Origin of the sequence: Amycolatopsis sp. VS8301801F10 (genome assembly GCF_046195355.1) — a bacterium.
In the GTDB taxonomy this organism is placed as follows: Bacteria; Actinomycetota; Actinomycetes; order Mycobacteriales; family Pseudonocardiaceae; genus Amycolatopsis.
Window position 1 is genome coordinate 6,779,864 of sequence record NZ_CP176065.1, and the last position, 20,377, is coordinate 6,800,240.

Annotated in this window: 18 protein-coding genes; 7 read left to right on the plus strand and 11 right to left on the minus strand. The window is 70.3% G+C overall.

The features are described from left to right. Positions 1-198 precede the first annotated feature (198 nt). The gene (locus F9C11_RS31270) at positions 199-1,242 is read right to left on the minus strand and encodes a GAF and ANTAR domain-containing protein (protein ID WP_409180947.1); all 1,044 of its coding nucleotides are present in this window, start codon (positions 1,240-1,242) and stop codon (positions 199-201) included. A 140-nt stretch (positions 1,243-1,382) separates the two neighbouring features. Next, positions 1,383-1,784, minus strand: coding sequence for an STAS domain-containing protein (locus F9C11_RS31275; RefSeq protein ID WP_409180948.1), 402 nt, complete (start codon positions 1,782-1,784; stop codon positions 1,383-1,385). A gap of 309 nt (positions 1,785-2,093) precedes the next feature. On the opposite strand from F9C11_RS31275, the gene F9C11_RS31280 reads away from it, so the two are divergent. After that, entirely contained in the window at positions 2,094-3,446 is a 1,353-nt protein-coding gene (locus F9C11_RS31280; RefSeq protein ID WP_409180949.1) for a cytochrome P450, read from the plus strand. A 78-nt stretch (positions 3,447-3,524) separates the two neighbouring features. Here the strand turns inward: F9C11_RS31280 and F9C11_RS31285 are convergent, their stop codons facing one another. Together F9C11_RS31285 and F9C11_RS31290 are read right to left on the minus strand one after the other, a co-directional pair. After that, positions 3,525-4,031, minus strand: coding sequence for a type 1 glutamine amidotransferase domain-containing protein (locus F9C11_RS31285; protein ID WP_409180950.1), 507 nt, complete (start codon positions 4,029-4,031; stop codon positions 3,525-3,527). A 99-nt stretch (positions 4,032-4,130) separates the two neighbouring features. Continuing rightward, positions 4,131-4,592, minus strand: coding sequence for an SRPBCC family protein (locus tag F9C11_RS31290; protein ID WP_409180951.1), 462 nt, complete (start codon positions 4,590-4,592; stop codon positions 4,131-4,133). Between the two features lie 114 nt (positions 4,593-4,706). Between F9C11_RS31290 and F9C11_RS31295 the strand changes: the two genes are divergently transcribed. Further along, positions 4,707-5,999, plus strand: coding sequence for an NAD(P)/FAD-dependent oxidoreductase (locus F9C11_RS31295; RefSeq protein WP_409180952.1), 1,293 nt, complete (start codon positions 4,707-4,709; stop codon positions 5,997-5,999). Between the two features lie 34 nt (positions 6,000-6,033). Beyond that, positions 6,034-7,125, plus strand: a complete 1,092-nt coding sequence (locus F9C11_RS31300) for a Vms1/Ankzf1 family peptidyl-tRNA hydrolase (protein ID WP_409180953.1) — start codon at positions 6,034-6,036, stop codon at positions 7,123-7,125. 51 nt (positions 7,126-7,176) lie between these two features. Here F9C11_RS31300 and F9C11_RS31305 read toward each other — a convergent pair whose 3' ends face one another. Then, positions 7,177-8,139, minus strand: a complete 963-nt coding sequence (locus F9C11_RS31305; protein WP_409180954.1) for a TIGR03557 family F420-dependent LLM class oxidoreductase — start codon at positions 8,137-8,139, stop codon at positions 7,177-7,179. 125 nt (positions 8,140-8,264) lie between these two features. Further along, positions 8,265-8,636, minus strand: coding sequence for an STAS domain-containing protein (locus tag F9C11_RS31310; RefSeq protein ID WP_409180955.1), 372 nt, complete (start codon positions 8,634-8,636; stop codon positions 8,265-8,267). 329 nt (positions 8,637-8,965) lie between these two features. Between F9C11_RS31310 and F9C11_RS31315 the strand changes: the two genes are divergently transcribed. Beyond that, a complete protein-coding gene (locus tag F9C11_RS31315) occupies positions 8,966-9,121 on the plus strand; it encodes a hypothetical protein (protein WP_086024889.1) in 156 nt (51 codons plus the stop codon). Between the two features lie 63 nt (positions 9,122-9,184). Here the strand turns inward: F9C11_RS31315 and F9C11_RS31320 are convergent, their stop codons facing one another. Continuing rightward, entirely contained in the window at positions 9,185-10,201 is a 1,017-nt protein-coding gene (locus F9C11_RS31320) for a Glu/Leu/Phe/Val dehydrogenase dimerization domain-containing protein (RefSeq protein WP_409180956.1), read from the minus strand. A 60-nt stretch (positions 10,202-10,261) separates the two neighbouring features. Here F9C11_RS31320 and F9C11_RS31325 point away from each other — a divergent pair, with 60 nt between their 5' ends. Further along, on the plus strand, positions 10,262-10,744 hold the full coding sequence (locus tag F9C11_RS31325) for an Lrp/AsnC family transcriptional regulator (protein WP_409180957.1): 483 nt from the start codon (positions 10,262-10,264) through the stop codon (positions 10,742-10,744). Positions 10,745-10,816: 72 nt separating this feature from the next. Here the strand turns inward: F9C11_RS31325 and F9C11_RS31330 are convergent, their stop codons facing one another. From F9C11_RS31330 to F9C11_RS31340, 3 genes are read right to left on the minus strand one after another with little or no spacing between them, the layout of a single operon-like run. Then, complete coding sequence (locus F9C11_RS31330) at positions 10,817-12,646, minus strand: beta-galactosidase (RefSeq protein ID WP_409180958.1); 1,830 nt, start codon at positions 12,644-12,646, stop codon at positions 10,817-10,819. Between the two features lie 11 nt (positions 12,647-12,657). Then, positions 12,658-14,529: a beta-N-acetylglucosaminidase domain-containing protein gene (locus F9C11_RS31335; protein WP_409180959.1), complete on the minus strand. Its 1,872-nt coding sequence runs from the start codon at positions 14,527-14,529 to the stop codon at positions 12,658-12,660. Positions 14,530-14,538: 9 nt separating this feature from the next. After that, positions 14,539-16,386, minus strand: a complete 1,848-nt coding sequence (locus tag F9C11_RS31340; protein ID WP_409180960.1) for an alpha-L-fucosidase — start codon at positions 16,384-16,386, stop codon at positions 14,539-14,541. Positions 16,387-16,605: 219 nt separating this feature from the next. Between F9C11_RS31340 and F9C11_RS31345 the strand changes: the two genes are divergently transcribed. Together F9C11_RS31345 and F9C11_RS31350 are read left to right on the plus strand one after the other, a co-directional pair. Continuing rightward, positions 16,606-17,475, plus strand: a complete 870-nt coding sequence (locus tag F9C11_RS31345) for a hypothetical protein (RefSeq protein WP_409180961.1) — start codon at positions 16,606-16,608, stop codon at positions 17,473-17,475. 365 nt (positions 17,476-17,840) lie between these two features. Then, on the plus strand, positions 17,841-19,199 hold the full coding sequence (locus F9C11_RS31350; RefSeq protein ID WP_409180962.1) for a PQQ-binding-like beta-propeller repeat protein: 1,359 nt from the start codon (positions 17,841-17,843) through the stop codon (positions 19,197-19,199). 89 nt (positions 19,200-19,288) lie between these two features. On the opposite strand, the gene F9C11_RS31355 is transcribed toward F9C11_RS31350, so the two are convergent. Further along, positions 19,289-20,287 (minus strand): alpha/beta fold hydrolase, encoded by a 999-nt coding sequence (locus F9C11_RS31355; protein WP_409187012.1) that lies wholly within the window; start codon positions 20,285-20,287, stop codon positions 19,289-19,291. Positions 20,288-20,377 lie beyond the last annotated feature (90 nt).

Genomic DNA, 20,377 nt, shown 5'->3' on the forward strand with positions numbered 1-20,377 from the left:
GCCCGGGCCACCAGGCCGCTCGGCCACCCGCCCGGGCCACCAGGGCACCCCGCCCGGCTGCCCGGCCGCTCGACTGCCCAGCCATCCAGGCGCGGAAACTCCTGGCGCGCGCTCCGAAACCGCAGCTCCCCACTTATCCCCAACGAAAACCGCATCTCCCCGACCCTCACCCGCCGAAAACCGCAGCTCTCCGGGCAATCACACCGGGTCCGGCTCCCCCATCTGCGCGACCGGGCCGTCCAGTTCCTCGTGTCGCGCCGCGAGCGTCCCCGCCAGGTGCACCAGTTTCACGTTCAGCTGCTGCGACGTCCGGCGCAGCAGGTCGAACGCCGCCTCCGCGTCCAGGCCCCGGCGGGCCATCAGGATGCCCTTCGCCTGGCCGATCACGTCGCGGCTGTCCAGTGCGCGCCGCAGTTGGGCCTGGTGCAGTTCGCTCCGGGTCACGGCGTCCGTTTCGGCCACCGCGAGGGTCGCGTGGCTGGCCAGGAGCAGCACGACGTCGCGGTCGGCGTCGGTCAGGCCGCCGGGGGTGCGGGAGTAGAGGTTGAGCGCGCCGGAGAACCGCGAGTCGGCGTCGTCGACCAGTGCGGTCGCGAGCACCGAGCGCCAGCCCAGTCCGGCGGCCTCCGGGGACCACCGCGGCCACTGCGCGTCGCCGCGCAGGTCGGGCGATTCGAGGAATTCCGGGCGGCCCGGCACCGCCGCGTCGTGGCACGGGCCCTCGCCCAGTTTGTACTGCAGCACGTCCAGTTCGACGGCCTTCGGGTCGGTGAAGGCGGCGGTGTGGAAGCCGCCGTCCGGCGCGCGCAGGGTGATAGAGACCAGTTCGGCCGCGGGCACCAGCGAGGCCGTCGCGTCCACGATCAGCTGCAGGACCTCGCCGACGGTCCGCGCGGCCAGCAGCATCTCGGTGAGCGACCGGAACTGCTCTCCGGACGGCCGCACCGACTCGTCCTCCAGCGCCAGCGCCGCGGACGCCGAATCGGAGACCGGGACGCCCTCCTCTTCGAGCACCTGGCGGGCCACCCGGCCCTCGCGGCAGGCGAACACCGCTTCGCTCGGCTGGGCCGTGTCGCGCAGGGCGGCGAGGTCTTCGCTGGAGAACGAGGTCAGCTCGCTCAGCTCGAAGACCACCATCCGCGGCTCCGCGGCCAGCGCGTCGCCCACTTCGCCGCGCAACGCGGACGGGTCGCCGCTCAGCCGCACGACGGCCGAGTAATCGACCGGCCTTCCGCGTTCCACTGTCGCCTCCCCGGCCGGCCCGGACACCGGCAAGCGGTTGCCAAAGTACTCGGATCCCGCCGGTACGCCAGCGCGCCGGAAGAGAACTCGGCCCGGCCGCACCGGGCAAAACCCGGGACGGCCGGACCGGTCGAACGCGGTCAGCCGACCTCGGCCGCCAGGGTCCGCGCGGCGGCGTTCCTCGCGACGGCCTCGGCGAGGCATCCGACCACCCGCAGTTCCCGGTCGAGCCCGAGAACGCGCAACGGCCGCACGACGGCGCGCTGGGCAGCCACCACGACGAACTCCACGCCCGCCGCGGCCGCCGCCCGCGCGGCCTCGGTCAGCACTTCCAGGCCGCTGACCGAGCAGAACGTCAGCCCGGACAGGTCGGCGACCAGCACCGGCGGCCCCAGCGAAGTCTCGTCGGCCAGCGCCTCGCGCAGCCGGGAGGTGGAGCGCTGGTCCAGTTCCGCGGAGACCGCGACGACGGTCTCGTCCGCGGTGGCGGTGATCAGGATCCTCGCCGGCGATCCCGGCAAGCAAGCAAGCTTTTCGTGCATCGAGCCCTCCTCGCGGCTGCGAGACCGGGCCGAAACGTGCGGCCCGGCCCTGGGCCCGGACGAAACCGGGCCGCATCGGGGTCAGGCGACGGCACGTGGGCTGAACCGCTCCTGCCCTCGACCGTACCGCAGCGTCCTGCCCGCGACCAGGCGCAACCTCGGCCGAGCCGGGGGCACTGTGGACGATCCGGGCTCCGCGCCGGCCGCGGAACCGGTCCGCACCTGGCGGTTTCCCCGTCCACAACGGATCCTCGGCCGCCGGGAGCGCGGCCCGGGTTTCACTCGAACCGGCCCGGGTACCCGAACAGCATGGCGACCACCCACGCGACCGCGAGCCCGGATTTGTCCGAACTGCCCCCGGCCGACATCCGCCCGCAGCGGGCGTCGGTCCGCGACACCGGGCGCATCGTCGCGCGGGTGGTCGCCCCCACTGTCGGCATCGGACTGATCAAACGCCGTCCCCGCGCGATGGCCGCGGCGCAGAAACTGCACGTCGACCGCTCGGCCGTCGGGCTGCTGCGCGAGCTGCGCGAACGCTACGGCCCCGGCCCGCTCGACCTGCCGGTCCCCGGCCGTTCGTTCCGGCTGGTGCTCGAGGCGGACCACGTCGGCGCGCTGCTGGCCGGCACGCCCACGCCGTTCAGCCCGGACACCGCCGAAAAAGACGCCGCCCTGCGCCATTTCCAGCCGCACGGCGTCCTGATCTCCAGCGGTTCCGCCCGCGCGCGGCGGCGGAAACTCAACGAGACCGTGCTCGAACCGGGCCGCGCCGCCCACGAACTCGCCGGGACCTGGGCCGACGACATCCGCACCGAAGCGCACGAAATGCTTTCCGGGTTCCCCGATCTCGACGCGACCCAGTTCACCGAGCATTTCTGGACGATCGTCCGCAAGATCGTGCTCGGCGGCGACACGACGGCCGACCGGCGCGTCACCGATCTCCTGGACCAGTTGCGGCTCAACGCGAACTGGGCGTTCGCGCACCCGCGCCGCGAGGACCAGCGCCGCCAGTTCCAGTCCCTGCTCGACCGCCAGCTCGGCCTGGACCGCCCGGGCAGCCTCGGCGCGGCGATGGCGAAACAGCCGGCCGGCCCGGACCTCGACCCGACCGGCCAGGTGCCGCACTGGCTGTTCGCCTTCGACGCCGCAGCGATCGCGACCCTGCGCGCACTCGCCCTGCTCGCCACGCATCCGGACGAACTGGCCGAGGCCCGGCGCGAAGCCGCCGAAGCGGATCTCACGACGCCGCAACAACTTCCGTACCTTCGCGCTTGCGTCCTGGAGTCCGTCCGCCTCTGGCCGACGACGCCCGCGCTGCTGCGCGAAAGCACCGAAGACACCGCTTGGGGCCCGGAGGGAACGTCGTTCCTGATCTACACGCCGTTCTTCCACCGCGATCCGGAAACGTTGCCGTACGCGGATTCCTTCGTCCCGGACATCTGGCTGGACGGCCGCGCGAAAGCCAACCCCGCGCTCGTGCCGTTCAGCGCCGGACCCGGTGTGTGCCCAGGCCGCGACGTGGTGCTCTTCACCGCGTCGACGCTGCTCGCCGCTTTGCTGCAGCAAGCGGCCTTCGCGCCGCGCGGCACTGCCGCCGACCTCCAGCCGGGCAGGCTTCCCGCGACGCTGAACCACTTCGGCATCAAGTTCGCGCTCTCCTGAGACTCAAGCTCCGGACACGCGAAAGGGCTCCTCGAAGGGAATCAGAATCCCTCAAGGAGCCCTTTCGCGCACCGTGCCTTACTTCAGCCGCTCGAGCAACGCGTCGCAAAACGCGGGCAGGTCGTCCGGATTCCGCGACGTGATCACGCCGTCGTCCGTGACGACCTCGCGATCGACCCACTCGGCTCCGGCGTTGCGCAGATCGGTCCGCAGCGAAGGCCACGACGTCACCGTCCGGCCCTTGGCCAGCCCCGCCTCGGCGAGCAGCCAAGGCCCGTGGCACACGGCCGCGACCGGCTTGCCCGCGGCGGCCGTCTCCCGGACCAGCGCCACCATCGGCTCGCTGGTGCGGATCTTGTCCGGCGAATACCCGCCGGGGACCACGACCGCGTCGAAGTCCGCCGCGGCCACGTCGTCGACCGCCTGGTCGGTGGTGATTTCCGTGCCGTGCAAGGCGGTGAGCTTCTTGCCCTTCGCCAAGCCGACCACCACCGGCTCGTGCCCGGCGGAGCGCAATCGCTCGCACGGCACCCGGAATTCGTCGTCCTCGGTCATTTCGTCCACGAGCACTGCCACGCGGGCCATGCTGTTCTCCTCTCTGGACGGGGAATCGCTCGCGTCCCGGTTACCCGCCGCCCGGCCGGGCCATGCCCGCCTGTGCGGCGCCCCACGGCCGGCGATGGGTCAGCCGGGCCGCTCGACGTCGCCGCGCCAGGACCCCGTTTCGCGTCCGCGCTGCTCGATGAACTGCTTGAACCGCATCAGGTCGCCCTTCACGCGGCGGTCCAGGATGCCGAGCTTGTCGGCGGCGTTCTCGGCGAATCCCTCCGGGTCGAGTTCCATCTGCGCGGTGACCCGGGTCTTGGTGTCGGCCAGCCGGTGGAAGGTGATCACCCCGGCGTGGTCCGGCCCGGAATCCGAGCGCCACGCGACCCGCTCGTCCGGGTGCTGCTCGGTGATGGTCGCGTCGAATTCCCGGCCGACGCCGCCGAATTCGGTGACCCAGTGCGTGTGCGTCGCGTCGAGCTGGCGGACCTCCTCCACGCCCTCCATGAACTCGGGGAACGATTCGAACTGCGTCCACTGGTTGTACGCGGTCGACACCGGGACGTCGACGTCCACGATTTCGGTGATCGTGCTGCTCATGCAGTCCTCCTCGCCATCGGGTACCGGGTCCGGGTGCCCGGGGCGCGGCGGGCCGAAACCGGCGCGATTGCCCGGCCGCGCTCCGGGTACCCGTCCGGCGGAAAGGAGGCGCCCATGCGAGTCGTGATCGTCGGCGGCGGGTTCGCCGGTTACCACGCGGCGCGGAAGCTGCTGCGGACCCTCGGCGACCGCGCCGAGATCGTCGTGCTGAACCCCACCGACTATTTCCTGTACCTGCCGTTGCTGCCGGAGGTGGCCAGCGGGATCGTCGACCCGCGGCACGTCGCGGTGTCCATTCCGGACACTCTGCGCGGCGTGCGGCTGGCGCTGGGCACCGCGGAGTCGGTCGACCTCGACGCCCGCACCGTGACCTACACCGACCCGGAGGACCGCGAGCGTAAGCTGGGCTACGACCGGCTGATCCTCGCCGCGGGCAGCGTCAACAAGCTGCTGCCGATCCCCGGCGTCGCCGAATGCGCGCACGGTTTCCGCGGCCTGCCCGAGGCGTTGTACCTGCGCGACCACGTCACCCGCCAGATCGAACTGGCCGCCGCGACCGAGGACCAGGCCGAACGCGACGCCCGGTGCACGTTCGTCGTCGTCGGCGCGGGCTACACCGGCACCGAGGTCGCCGCGCAGGGCCCGGAGTTCACCGCGGCCCTGGCGCGCCGGCACCCCGAACTCCAAGGCCAGCGGATTCGCTGGCTGCTGCTGGACATCGCCGAGCGCGTGCTGCCCGAATTGGACCCGAGGCTCGGCAAGACCGCGGACCGGGTGCTGCGCGAGCGCGGCGTCGAGGTCCGGATGAAGACGTCGGTGGACCAAGCGGACGTCAAGGGCGTGACGCTGACCGACGGCGACGCGGTGCCGACGCACACGCTCGTGTGGTGCGTGGGCGTCCGCCCGGACCCGCTGGTCTCCGGCCTGGGCCTGGAAACCGTGAAAGGCAGGCTGGTCGTCACGCCGGAACTGAACGTGCCGGGCCGCGACGACGTGTTCGCCTGCGGCGACGCGGCGGCGGTGCCGGACCTGACCCGGCCCGGCGAAACCACCCCGATGACCGCGCAACACGCGCAGCGGCAAGGAACCCTGGCCGGGAACAACGTCGCCGCGTCGCTCGGCGTCGGCCGCGCCCGCCAGTACCGGCACCGCGACCTCGGCTTCGCGGTCGACCTCGGGTCCGGCCAGGGCGCGGCCAATCCGCTGCACGTCCCGCTGGCGGGCCTGCCCGCCCGGGTGGTCACCCGCGGCTACCACCTGCTGTCCCTGCCGGGAAACCGCCTGCGCACGGCCACGGACTGGGCGCTGGAGAAGGTCGGCCGGCGGCAGACCGTGCAGCTGGGCCTCGTCCGCTCCGGCGCGGTGCCGCTGGACACCGCTTCGCCCGAGCTGCCCCGGACCCGGTGAAACCGTCCCGAACCAACGGGAGGAAGACTCCACAATGGACACACAAGAACTTCGCGCGCTGCTGACCGACGGGCCGTTCGTCTCAGTGCACTTCGACGAATCGCACGACACCGAGGACGCGGCCAAGCAATTGCGGTTGCGGATCAAGGAGATCGAGGCCGCACTCGAGGACCAGGGCGCGGACCGCGCGAGCGTCGAGGCGGTCCTCCGCACCGTGGAGGAGAGTACTCCGCCGGTCGGCAAGGCCGGGCGGACCATCGTCGCCGCGCACGGCACCGTCCTGCTGGACCGGCGGCTCGCGGCCCCGCCGCCCGCGCAGGAGGCGCGCTTTTCCGAGCTGCCGTACTTCCTGCCGACCGTCAGCCACCTCGACGAAACCCCCGCGCATCTGGTGGTGCTCGTCGACCGGACCGGCGCGGACATCGAGGTGCACCGGCCGGACGGCAGCGTGGAGACCGAGACCGTGCACGGGCAGGAACACCCGGTGCACAAGGTGCGCGGCGGCGGCCCGGCGCACCGCGACATCCAGTCGCACGCCGAGCAGACCGCGCACAACAACCTCGCGGAAGTCGCCGACCACGTCGCGAAGACGGCGGAGCGCGTGCGGCCGCGAGCGATCGTCCTGGCCGGCGAGGTCCAAGCCCGCACCGAACTGCGCGAGCGGCTGCCCGAACCCGCCCGCTCCCTCGCCGCGGAGGTCGACGCGGGCAGCCGGGCCTCCGGGGCGGGCCACGACGAGCTGGACCGTGCGGTGCACGAACTGCTTACCGGGCAACGCTTGCGCGAGCTGGACGACCTGGCCGACCGTTTCCGCGCCCAGGCGGGCCGCGACTCGGCGTTGGCGGTCAGCGGATTGTCCGCCGTCACCGCGGCGCTGGCGGAGGCGAACGTGGCGACGCTGCTGGTCGGCGACTCCGGCGAGGCCAGCGTGTACGCCGGTTCGGAACCGGCTCAGGTCGGCGTGGCGCAATCCCGGCTGGACGCGCTCGGGGTGCAAGACCCGGCCCGGCGGCGCGCGGACGAGGCCCTGCCGTACGCGGCGCTGGCCGTCGGCGCCGACGTCGTGGTGATGGACGAGCGGCTTGACCTGACCGACGGATTCGGGGCGCTGCTGCGGCATCCGTGACGCACGCGGAAATGGGCCCGGATGCCTCGGCACCCGGGCCCATTTCCGTTGTCACCGCAAGGCGGGCAGCAGTTCCCGCTCCGCGAACTTCATGAACTCCGGCTGATGCTCCGGACCGCCGATCTGGATCAACGCCAGATCGGTGAATCCCGCCTGGGCGAACTGCTTCGCCACGTCCACGATCGGCCCGGCATCCGGACCGCACGGGATCCCCGCCGCCACGTCGTCCTCGCGGACGTACTGCGTCGCCGCGTCGAACGCCTGGGTGCCGGGCAGTTCGGCGTTCACCGGCCAGCCCGAGCCGAACCACCGGAACTGCTCGTGCGCCCGCCGGATCGCCGCCCCGCGGTCCGGGTCCCAGGCGACCGGCAGCTGCCCGATCTTGCGCGTCGGCGGCCCGACGCGCTCGTGGTCCCATTCCGCGCACAGCTCGGCTTTCGGTTCGACCGCCACCATCGCGTCGGCCACCGGCGCGAACCGCTTCACCGATTTCGAGCCGGACACCGCGATCGCGATCGGCACCCGCGTCGGCGACAGGTCCCAGAGTTTCGCCCCGTCGGCGCGGTAATGCCGCCCGTGGTAGGTGAACGGGCCGCCGTCGAACAGGCCGCCGATGATCTGGACGGCCTCGGCGAGCCGGTCGTGCCGCACCGAAACCGACGGCCAGCCCATGCCGACGACGTGCTCGTTCAGGTTCTCCCCCGAGCCGAGCCCGAGGGTGAACCGGCCGTCGGACAGCAGCTGCACCGTCGCGGCCTTCTGCGCGACCACCACCGGGTGGTAGCGCATCGTCGGACAGGTGACGAGCGTCATGAGTTCGATCCGCTCAGTCGCCTGGGCCACCGCGCCGAGCACGCTCCACGCGTACGGCGCGTGCCCCTGTTCGGCCAGCCACGGCGAATAGTGATCGCTGCAGGCCGCGAAGTCGAATCCGGCCTGCTCGGCGGCGGTCGCGCAGCCGACCAGCTCGCGCGGCCCGGTCTGTTCGGTCATCAAGGTGTAGCCGATGCGCATGTTCTCCCCGATCGACGGGCTGTTCCTCTCGCGGCGCCAGCGCGCGCCGGAACCTCTTCCGCCGCCCGGTTACCCGCCGCGGGCCGGGTTCACCCGTGCCGTCCGTCCGAAGGGGACTGCCCGGGTCAGGACGCGGCCAGCGCGGCCTCGACCGTGGGGTACAGCGGCAGGGTCCGCTCCAGCCCGGTGAGCTGGATCGGCCGCACGGTCGCCCGGCCGGACGCGACGATCCGCAGGCTCGGCCCGGACGGCCGGTGCTGCGTCATGGCCACCAGCGCGGTCAGTCCGGCCGAGGCCAGGAATCCCACCGCGCCGAGGTCGAGCACCAGCACCGGCGGCGCGCCGGCGAGCGCCTCGTCGACCGCGGCGGTCAGCAGCGGCGCGGTGATCATGTCGACCTCGCCGTACACCGTCAGCACCGCGGCCGGAGGCCGGTCCTCCCGCTCGACGCGGAACTCGCGCGCCGGGTCGCTGCTGGGGTCGGTCGGCTCGTCCATCGTCCTGGTCCCGTCCTCGGTCGCTCCTGCCCCGGGCCGGGCAGGCGCCCGGCCGCCACCCCATGATGCCCGTCCGGCCGCGCCGACGCAGGCGGGCGGGGATCGGTCCGCTTCGTCCGGTTCGCCGAAGCAATTCGCGCCGGAGCGCTTCCTTGCTCCATTTGCCTGAATTCCTGCCTTCGTCCCGGGCAATGCGGTGACAAATTCACCGCGAATACCGATGGCTCCGGAATTCGCGGCCGATCCGATGTTTCACTCGTCCGAGTGAGGGTATCCGAGAGTGAGCACGCCTCATTCCCCACTGAGAGAAGGAAGACGAGGTTTTCCCCGTGATTGTTCTCGGCGTCATTCTGCTCGTGATCGGGTTCATCACCTCGATCCAGATTTTGTGGAGCATCGGGATCGCCCTCGTGGTGATCGGCGCGATCCTCGCGGTGCTCGGGGGAACCGGACGCCGGATCGGCGGCCGCGCGCACTGGTACTGATCTGGCGAAAACGAAAGGCGGCCAAGGCTCCGGGCCGGGACCCGGGGCCTTGGCCCGCGTGCGTCAGCCGGCCGCCGCCAGTTCCCGCGCGGCCTGCACGGTCGTCAGCCCCCGTTCGCGCGCGTGCGCCAGAACCGCACTCGTCGTGTCGGCGATCGCGTCGATCCTCGCGTTCGCCGCGGCCTCGTCCATCCCGAGTTCCTCGCGGCCGACCGCGTGAATGATCCCTCCGGCACTCGCGACGACATCCGGAATCCACGTGATTCCCCGGTCTCGCAACACTGTCGCGACGTCCTCGGCGGCGATTTGGTTGTTCGCCGGCCCGACGATCAGCGACGCCCCGCACGCCGCCGCCGACCCGGCCGTCAGCAAGCCGCCGGTCGCGGCGGGCACCAGCACGTCCAGCGGTTCGCGCACCAGATCCGCCGTCGTCCACGTCGCGCCGAGCCGCTCCGCGAGCGGCCGGAGCCCGCCGTCGACGTCCGTCACGACCACCTGTGCGCCGCGTTCGAGCAACGACTGGCAAATCAGCCGTCCGACGCTGCCGAACCCGATCACGCCCACGCGCAGCCCCGCGACCGAACCCGGCGCGACCCCGGCCTGAAGCGCCGCCAAGACTCCCCGCGCGGTCGCCGCGCTGGACGTTCCGCTGCCGCCCTGCTCTTCCGGACGGCAGAACGCCCAGCCGTGCGCGAGACGGTGGATCTCCGCCATGTCCTCGGACGTCGTCCCGATGTCCGGCCCCGTGCGATACCGGCCGCCCAGCGCGGCGATCGCCTCGGCGAGGTCGGCGATCAGGCCGGGCCGGCGCGCCGGGTCCCATCCCTCCGCGGGCAGCGCCGCGACAGTTTTGCCGCCGCCGTAAGGAAGTCCGGCCAAAGCGCACTTCATCGTCATCGCCGCGGACAGCCGCAGCGCGTCGTCCGCCCCGTCCCGCCACGACGGATACGCCTTGATCCGGCACCCGCCGATCGCCGGGCCCCGTGCCGTCGAATGGATCGCGACGGCGATCGCGACGCCTGACCGGGTTCCCCGGACGACCCGCAGGGTTTCCCCGGTGAAGCTCTCTGTTCGGTTCACGGAGCCAAGACTGCCTCTTCTGCCGCCTTCCAGGCTCGCCGGCGGTGATATGTTCGGGAAATGACCGAACTTCCGAACCTTGATCGGATCGACAGCCTCATCGTCGGCGAACTCCAGCAGGACGCCCGGATCCCGATGCGCGACCTGGCCGACCGCGTCGGCGTCGCGGCGTCGACCTGTTCCGACCGGATCGGCAGGCTGCAGGCCCGGCACGTGCTGACCGGGTTCCACGCCGAGGTCGACCTGGCCGCGCTGGGCAGGTCGGTGCAGGCCATGGTGTTCGCCCAGATCCGCCCGCTCAGCCGTCCGGTGATCGACCGCTTCCGCCGCGACGCGCTGGCCATGCCCGAGGTGATGGCCGTCTTCGTCCTGGCGGGCGGCGACGATTTCCTGCTGCACGTCGCGGTCCCGGACGTCTCGCGGCTGCACGCCTTCCTCGTCGAGGACCTCAGCAGCCGCAAGGAGGTCGTGCAGTTCCGCAGTTCGATCGTGTTCGACCACAGCCGGAAGCGGGCGATCGAGAACCTCGCCGGGGAGCAGTGAGCCGGTCGCCGGGGTGAAGCTGTTCCTGGCTGTTCCTGGCTGTTTCTGGCTGTCCTCGACTGCCCGCTGCGGTCAGCCCAGGTCCGCCTCCGGTCGGATCTCGATCGTCTTCCCCGGACGGTGCATTTCCAGCACCACCAGCTCGTTCTTCCCCTTCCGCCACAGCGACTCCGGCGCGTACAGCGTCTTCTGCGGGCCGATGTTCCAGTACCGGCCGAGATTGAAGCCGTTCAGCCACACGACGCCCTTCTCCCAGCCGGGCAGGGCGAGGAAACCGTCGGCAGGCTCGGCGATCAGGGCGGTCGCCCGGTGGAAGGCCGGCCCGGCGCCGGGCGGGGCGGAAGAGAACCGCAGCCGGGACAGGTCGTCCAGCGGGAGCGGCCGGATCTCCCAGCCGAACAGTTTCTGCTGGGTGTTCATCGCGACCCAGCCGTCGATGCCCTTGCGATCCGCCAGGTACGGCCCGTAGTTCACCCGGCCCATGGGGTCGACCAGGATATCCAGCCGGGTCCGCGGTTTCTCCAGCTTCAGGTCCAGCGTCGCGTCCGGACGGTTGCGGTCCAGAACGCCCAGCTGCACCCCGTCGGCGAACACCAGCGCGCGGTCCGCCAGGCCGTGGATGCTCAGCGGGCCGGAGTGCGGGCCCTGCACGGTGGTGCGGTAGTGGATCAGGCCAGTCGACTGTCCCAGCCGTTCCATGGAGACCGGTTGCGCTGAACGGACCACAGTGGACAGTACCGGCAGCGAGTCCAAAAGGGACACCGCGCCGGACGGGGCGACCGATTGCGCGGGCAGGCGAGGCGAGCGAGCCGGCGGAGGGACGAGCGGTTGCTTGGTGTATTTGGCAATCGCGGCTTGCAGGGCGGTGAACTTCGCGCCGACATCGCCCGCCTCGCCGACTGGGGAATCGTAATCGTAGCTGGTCACCGTGGGCTGATATTGCAGACCGGAGGTGTTGGCGCCAGCAGTGAAGCCGTAGTTGGTGCCACCGCAGGCCATGTACAGGTTCACTGAAGCGCCGGTAGCCAGCAGCTGGTCGACGTGGGCGGCGGTTTTCCCGGGATCGGTGGTGTGGTGCTGTTCGCCCCAGTGGTCGAACCAGCCGTCCCAGTATTCGGCCATCATGACCGGCGCGCCGGGGCGGAAGGCTTTCAGCGCGGCGATGCTCGGCGCCGGATCGCCGTCGCCGGTTCCGACTTCCAAAGTGCCCGGCAATTCGCCGAACCGCATGAAGAATTCGGAAGCACCGTCGGCGACGAAGAGAAGGCTGGTTATTCCGCGCGCCCGCAGACTGTCCCGCAAATGCGCGAGATAGCTCGTGTCATTGCCGTAACTGCCGTATTCGTTTTCGATCTGCACGGCCACGATCGGCCCGCCGTACTGCGCCTCCAGCGGAGCGAGCTGCGGGATCAGCTGGTCGTACCACGCGTCGACGGCCTTGAGATAAGCCGGATCGGCGCAGCGCAGCTCCATGTTCCGGTCCGCGAGCAGCCACGCGGGAAGACCGCCGAATTCCCATTCCGCGCAGATGTACGGGCTCGGCCGGACGATGACCTGGAATCCGAGTTCCCCGGCCAGCCGGATGAACGCCGCGACATCGCGCGGGCCGCGGAAATCGGCGCGGCCCGGCGCGGGCTGGTGGAAATTCCACGCCACATAGGTTTCGACGGTGTTGAGGCCCAGCGCTTTGAGCCGCGACAGCCGGTCGTGCCACTGGTCCGGACGCAGCCGGAAGTAGTGGATCGCGCCGGAAACGATCTGGAACGGCTTGCCGTCCAGCAAGAACCGGTCGCCGGACACGCTCAGGCCGCGCCGGCCGGCCGCGCCCGCCGGTCCGGCGAACACCGTGCTCGCCGCGACCGCGGCCGCGCCGCCGAGGAAACTCCTCCTGCTCACGTCCATCACTCCTCCGTTCAGCCGGCCGTCGCCGCGCGGATCTGGACGAGGAACACGTCGAGCACGCCGTCGCCGACGAGTGCCTGCCGCACACCCCACCGGTTGCTGTTGCCCGTCTTCACCGCCTCCGCGCGCTTGACCAGCGCGTCCGCGGCCGCCGTCAGCCGTTGTGCCGTGGCGTCGTCCCCTCGGGTCGCCGCGGCGAGGGCGTCCAGCCGGGTCACCATCGCGTCGCCCCAGAGCGCGGTCGCGTCCAGCCACGGGGCCGCCTCGGCGACGAACGCGCTCTGCACCTGTCCGCCGCGGATCACCGTGGGAGCGTTGCGGATCTGTTCGGCATACGAACGCAGTTTGCCCAGCGCACGGTGGTCGCCGGCGTTCCAGCGCTGCCAAAAGTCGGCGACCTTGGCCGCGAGTACGGGTGCCTGGGGCTGCCACGGCGTGGGGCCGAACACGGGTGCCAGGTGTTCGAGGTCCGCGAACACCTTCAGCGCCGCCGTCGCGCGTGGATCGCCGCCAGCCAGCCGAGCCAGCGCCTGCGGCCACGAGCGGTCCGGTTCGTAGCCCGCGTCGTTCCACGAGAAGTCGGCCACCCCGAACTCGGCGACCTCGCTGGCCGCTTCCTGGTTCATCGGATTCGAGACGATGCCGTTGAGATACTTCGACAACCCCGCTTCACGGTGCGCGTACGGCGCGAGCAACAGCCGACCTGCCGACTGTTCGTAATCGTTGACCGGATAGTTGTCCCAGAGGAACACTTTCCGTCCGTACACAGTGGACACCTGTTGCGCTTCGTCGTTAGTGACACTCGGCGGCACCACCGCGGTGCCGGTCCATTGCACGACCACCGACGGATCGAGGTGCTCCCGCAGCTGCGTCTTGTACGGAGAATCCTTGAGGTCGCTGTATTCCGTCGGGACTGTCTGCAGTGGACGGACTCCGTCGTGCGTCTTCACGAAGTTCTTGGTGATCTCGTTGAGCAGCGAGACTTGCGCCTTGCCCGCGGCAGCCTGGCCGGGTGCCCCGTACGCCGCCTGGTCGCCCGCGCAGTTCCACTTGGTGTAGGAGATGTCGTCGAACGGCAAGGAGAACGACCGCACGCCGAGATCGTAGACAGCCTGGAATTTCGCTTTCACCGCCGCGACATCCTGAGGCGAGGAGAAACAGATCGAGACGCCGGGAGACAGCGCATAGGTGAAGTCGACGTGGTTCGCGTTCGCCGTGCGCACCAGCTGCCCGAGCGCGGCCAGCTCTTGCTGCGGATACGGATCCCGCCACTGCGCGCGCAGGTACGCGTCGTCTTTCGCGCTGTAGATGTACGTGTTCGCTTTGGTTTCGCCGAGGAACTTGAGCTGTCGCACGCGGTCCTCGTTCGTCCACGGTGGACCGTAGAAGCCTTCGATCGACCCGCGCAGCGCCATGTTCGGCCAGTCCCGCACCGCGACGCCGCTTACCGGCCAACTGTGTCCACTTCGGACAAACAGCTGCCGCAACGTCTGCACGCCATAGAATTGCCCGGCACCGTCGCGGCCGGTGATGCTCACTCCGTCGCGTCGCACGGCGAGCGAATAGCCCTCGGCCTGAGCCGGCGCATCTCCCCCGCTGCCGAGCCGGATGGCGAACCCGCGCTGCGGGCCGGGGCTGATCTTCTTGACTCCGTGCTGTCGCAACAGCGAAATCAGCAGGTCCTTGGCCGGGCCGTCGGTGGTGCCGTCGGTGACCAGCACGACCGAGGACGGCAACGGGACGTCGGCGGAATCGCGGGCGATTTGGTGCGGAGTCGGGGAAACGACCGGCACCGAACCCGGCTTGGCTGCGGCGGGCTGGACGACAGCGAGGGCACTCGTCGCGACGACAGCGGCGAGCCAGGCTCTGCGGCGTAGAGTCATGACTTCCTCTCAGGCGGCGGGAACGGTCCGGTACAACGCGAAGGCAGCCAGGTACGGCATCGCTCGCGACTGCGTGACGACCACGCGCAAACGGCGGGCGGCGACCGGTGCCGGGAGGGTGACGAGACGGTTGGCGCCGATCGTGGTGACGGTCGCGATCGTGCGCCAGGAACCGTCCACTTCGGCCTGGACGGTGGCACCCTCGACGTGCTGGCCGCGGGTGATGTCCTCCCCCAGCCGGATCTGGTCGAAGGCGACGGGCTTCGGCAGCACGACGTCCATCGTCCCGGCGAGCGCGCCGTGCGGCGGCGACCACGACGTGGTGAGCGAGGAATCCGTGACGGCGCTGAGCCCGCGTGCACCAGCGGCGAGGTTCTGCCCTTGGGTCTTCGCGATCGCCTCCCCGAAGGACGCTAACGCGGCGGTGTCCGCCGGAGCGACCCGGCCGTCGGGACCGGGCGGAACGTTCAGCAGCAGCGAGGCGTTGCGTCCCACTGAAGCACGGTAGAGGTCGACGAGCTGCGCGGGAGTCTTCGGCTGTTCGTCCGGGTGGTAGAACCAACCCGGCCGGATTGATACGTCAGCTTCGGCCGGTGCCCATTCCAGATACCGCACGGACGGATCGGCGAGCACCTGCCGCGACCCGAGGTCGGCGCCCTCCGCACCGCCGACGAACAACTCCTCGTTGTGCGCGGCGTTCGGATCGCCCGTGGTCGGCAGCGCGCTCCATTCGGTCTGGCGGGCCTGGCCCTTCTCGTTGCCGACCCAGCGCACGCCCGCCGGCCCGGCGAACGTGACCGTGTCCGGCGACAGCCCGTGGATCATCCGGAACCAGGCCGGGAAATCATATGTTTCGCTGATCCCGTTGCCGCGCCAGGGATTCGCTCCGTCGAGCCACAGCTCGTCGATGGGGCCGTACTGCGTGAACAGCTCGTAGATCTGATTCAGGTAGTAGGTGTTGTAATCGTCCTCGGTGACGGTGAACTTCGGCAGCTTTCCGGCCGCGAGCGCCGCGGCACGGTCGTCGTTCGGGACCAGCGACGGAATGGTCCGGACCTTCGCCGCGCTTCCCGTGCCGTACCTTCCTTGACCGGCGGGCGTGTTCGCACGATCGTCGTAGGTCGCCTGCTCCTCGATGCTCAGCGGCTGCCCCGCCGCGACCTTCGCCTCAACCCGCTTGACCTGGTCCGCGAAGAACTGCGCGGGCAACTCCGCACCATCGGCGGGCGACAAGTACACGCCGACTTTCAGCCCGGCTTTCCGCGCGGAATCGACGTAATCGCGCAAGATGTCGCCACGCGGATTGGCGCACCCGGCGGCGCGGACCTGCCAGTACGCGGACGGGTCCTGCGCCCGGTCGTTCTGCGCGGCCGCACGGGCTTTCGCCACCGCGGCGTCGCCGCAGCCGGGAGTGACCCACCACGGGCTCGCGACGACGGAGTGATTCGTATAGCGCGTCGGGTAAAGGACGAACCCGTCATGATGTTTCGCGGTCAGCATCACCTGCGTCACGCCGGCCGCCTTCATCGACCGCATCCACTGGTCGGTGTCGACCGCGGCGGGCGCGAACGTCGACTCCTTCTCCGCGCCGGAACCCCATTCCCGGTCGGTGAAAGTGTTCATGCCGAAGTGCGTGAACGCGGTGACCGGCCGCTGCTGCCAGGCGATCTGCCCGGAGCGCGGCACGGTCGCGGCGGCCTTGGCGAGGATGCGGTCCATGCCGTCGCACGACTGCACGACCTGGATCGCGGCCGGCCGGATCGGTCCGTGGCAGGCGGAGGGTTCCGCCGCGGCGGGAGCGGCCGTACCTCCGGCCGCCAGCAGCGCGGCAAGCGCCAGGCTCGCGGGAATCGACACGGTGGCCCTCCTGTCGGATCCGTGACCGAACGGTGACGGACCGGAGCGTAAGTCGGGCATCCATCGGATGTCTAGACCTGATCGGCGGAGGCGGCGTCGCTTTCACCCATGCGCCGAGACTTGGATCAGCGCTGTTCCAACCCTTCTGCCCAGGCCTTGACGAACGCGCCCCCGGAGGCCCAGTGATCTGATGGCTCCTCGTTGTAGTACCACGGCGATATGACAGCTGTTCCAGGTGAGATACCAGTTCCGGCAGCACTGCTCCGCACCGTCCGGCGCTGGCGCGAACAAGGCGAGCCGGCCCAGCCGCCGATCAGCTGGCCCCGCGACGCCTGGCAACGGCAGTTCCCGAGGCAGCACGCGTTCCTGGACGCACTGCCCGACCGCGTCGACCGAGCCGAAGCCACCCGCCGCGCCGCGCACGCGGTGACGCCGGAGGGTGCGGAACGAGCTTTCCTGGCCGCGATGATCTGGGGCTACGGACGCACCGGCTACGGCCCCTGGCGCACCGCTCGCGTGCTGGCCGAAAACCCGGACGCGACCGAACGCCTGGCGGCCGTGGCAGTCGTCGCCCGCGAACGCGGCGGGTTGGCGGCCTTCCGCGCTCTGGCGGACAAGCCGTTGCGCTACCTCGGGGTGGCGTACGGCACCAAGTATTTGCGGTTCGTCACGGCCGCGCTGTCCACCGACCCGGCCGGCGCTCCGATCCTGGACTCTGTTGTACGCCGCTGGTTCGCGACGCATACCAACCTGCACCCACTGATCGACGAGTGGCGACCCACCGCGTACGCAAGATACGTCGAGTTGCTGCGGCACTGGTCCGCGGAGCTGAACCTGACGGTGGACACCGTGGAGGAACTGATTTTCCGGTCCACGGTGGGCCGGGAAGGATCCAGCCAGTGGAGCGAGTCGTGGGCAAGCTCGGACGAGCCGGTGTCCCCGGAACGCAAGGCCCAGACCACCCTCCTGGAACTGGAGCTGCTGTTCGACACCGCCGCCCCTGACGCGGCCCGGGAAGCCCGGCCGCATCTGGACGAACTGGGCCGGATCATCCAGCGGGGCTGGGCACCACGCTCAACTCCGCCATGAGCACGGAACGCCAGTAGCGGGCCCGCTCGATGATGTCGTCGGTGAGCTGCTGCTGGAACCGGCTCAGCGCGTGAAGCCGGGCACCAGCCGGAAACAGGCGGATCCGCAGCGCGCGGCGTCGGTCGTCGAGAAAGCGCGCCAACTATCCGCGAAGAACTGCGGATTCTCCTCGAGCATCCGACGCCGAGGGTACGCACAGCTGTCTGAATCATGGACGTCTGCGGCCGTCGTACGAAACGTCGTGCCAGCGCAAGCATTCCCGCCGCTGCGCGCTTGTTCTGCCGTTCGGAGGTATCGCGAACCGGTGCCCGGCTGGATACTGCGGTACCGGGGAGTCGCTTACCAGCGACCAGGAGTGATACCTCATGAAAAGGAATTGTCTCCGCACGGTGTTCGCGATCGCGGTCGTCGTCCTGGGCGCCAGCCCGCCGGCGGCGGCATCGGCCGCGGCGGGACCGGCGGCTGCTGGTCATTCCCGGCAGCAGCTCGCCGCGGGCGACTGGCCTACCTATCACCACGACAATGCCCGCACCGGCGAAGCGGCCGATCTCGCTCCGCTGGGCACGCTCGGCACCGCTTGGCAGACCACTTTGGACGGTGCGGTTTACGGACAGCCGCTGGTGGTCGGTGGCCAGATTCTGGCTGCCACGGAAAACGACACCGTCTACGCGCTGGACCCGGCCACCGGCGCGGTCCGCTGGTCGGCGCACGTCGGCGAACCGGCGAAGAGATCCGAGTTGCCGTGCGGCAACATCGACCCGCTCGGCATCACCGGCACCATGGCCTACGACCAGGCCACGTCGCGGGTTTTCGCGCTGGCCGAACTCACCGGCGGGCAGCACGTGCTCGTCGGGGTGAACGTCAAAACCGGCGCGATCGAGGTGCGCACGGAACTGGAACCGCCCAAGGGCGACCGGTTGGCACACCAGCAGCGAGCGGCGCTGACGGTGCTCGGCGACCGGGTCTACGTGGCGTACGGCGGGCTCGCCGGGGACTGCGCGAACTACATCGGTTCGGTGGTGTCGGCGACCACCGCGGGAACCGACCCGCTCAGTTACAGCGTGCCGACCACCAGGGAAGCCGGCATCTGGGCGCCCGGCGGCGGTGTCGTCGACGGGCAACGCCTGCTCTACGCGGTGGGCAACGGCGAATCCACCACCGGGTACGACGACAGCGATTCCGTGCTGGCGCTGTCGCCCACGCTGCAGCGGGTGGACCTGTTCGCCCCGGACACCTGGGCCGACGACAACGCGCAAGACCTCGATCTCGGTTCGTCCAGCCCGACGCTGCTCGGCGACCACGTCATCGCGGTCGGCAAACGCGGAACCGGATACGTGCTGCACCACGACAAACTCGGCGGAATCGGCGGGCAGCAGGCCAAAGCTGAGATCTGCCAGTCCTTCGGCGGCAGCTCCACCAGCGGCGACACCGCGTACCTGCCCTGCAACGACGGCCCGCGCGCGGTCCGCATCGCCGCCGACGGCACTCCCACGGTGGCCTGGCACGCCGACGGGACCGCGAACGGCTCCCCGACCATCGGCGGGGGCGCGGTGTGGGTGACGGACTGGAACGACGGCGTGCTGTATGCGTTGTCCCCGGCCGACGGGACCGTACTGGCTCAGCTGGACATTGGCGCGCTTCCGCATTTCGCCTCTCCCACCTTGTCCGGCGACCACGCCTACGTGGGCACCATGACCGGCGTGGTGGCGGTCTCCGGAGCCTGACCTCATCGCGGAATAAGCCGGTCCAGACCACACCTCCCCGGGCCGTCGTTTCCGATGGCCCGGGGAGGTGCCAGGTCCGAAATCCGCGGTCAGCCGTTCAGGAAGCGCACCAACTGCTCCGCGACGAACTGCGGATTCTCCTCGACCAGCCAATGCCCGGCGTGCGGAACCTCCGCCGCCTGCACGAGGTTAGTCATCCGCGGTGCCACCGTCGCCCGGATCGCGTCGAGTTGGCCCTGAGCGGTCAGAAGCAACGTCGGCACCTTCACCGGTGCCGCAGCCACAGTGTCGCGGACATCCTTGTCCAGCGCCCGGTAAAGCTCAAAACCACCCGACAGAACTGTAGGGCGGCTATATGTCCTGGCGTACTCATTCACCTCCGGCTCGGTGAACGGCGACCGTTCCGAGCTGCCGCCGAATGCCGTCCCGCCGAAGGAAACCTGCGGGTAGAACAGTGCGAGGTATTCCCGCACATCATCGCCGACCACCGCTTCGGGAACCCGGCGTTGGGAGTGGAAAGCGATGTGCCAGCTCAACGTCCGATAAGCAGCGGCGTTGATCGCCGGACCGGGAAGCGGCAAATCGAAATAGCCGAGCCGGGCGGTGTCGCCGGGGAATTGGCTGGCGTACTGGAATGCCACCGCCGCACCGAAATCGTGGCCGACGACGGCGGCATTCCGGATTTTCAGCCGCCCGGCGAGCAGGGTGTGCACATACCGGGCCAGGGTGGCTTTGTCGTATCCGCTCGGCGAACCGGCGCTGTCGCCCAGACCGGGAAGGTCGATCGCGTAGACGGTGTGGTGTTTCGCGAGTTCCGGCATCACCGGCCACCAGCCGTACCAGGTCTGCGGCCAGCCGTGGATCAGGACGACCGGGCTGCCGCTGCCGCCGGTGACGTAGTGCATGCGGACGCCGTCGACGTCGGCGAATTCGTGCCGGAAAGCGCTCTGGAACGCGGGATCGTTCTGGGTGACCGCGGCGTAAGGCGGAGCAGCCGGGGCGGAGCAGGCCACGGCGCCGACCGCGAGCAAGACGGAGAGAGCGAGCGCCACGACAGAGCGAGGCGCCAGCCGGGATGCGGTGATCATGCGGCCAGTTTCGCCAGCCCTGTCTGGCGAGGGCACGAAAACTTGCCGGAACGGCAAGCATTTCCGGGAGATCGTGCGGAACACGCAGCC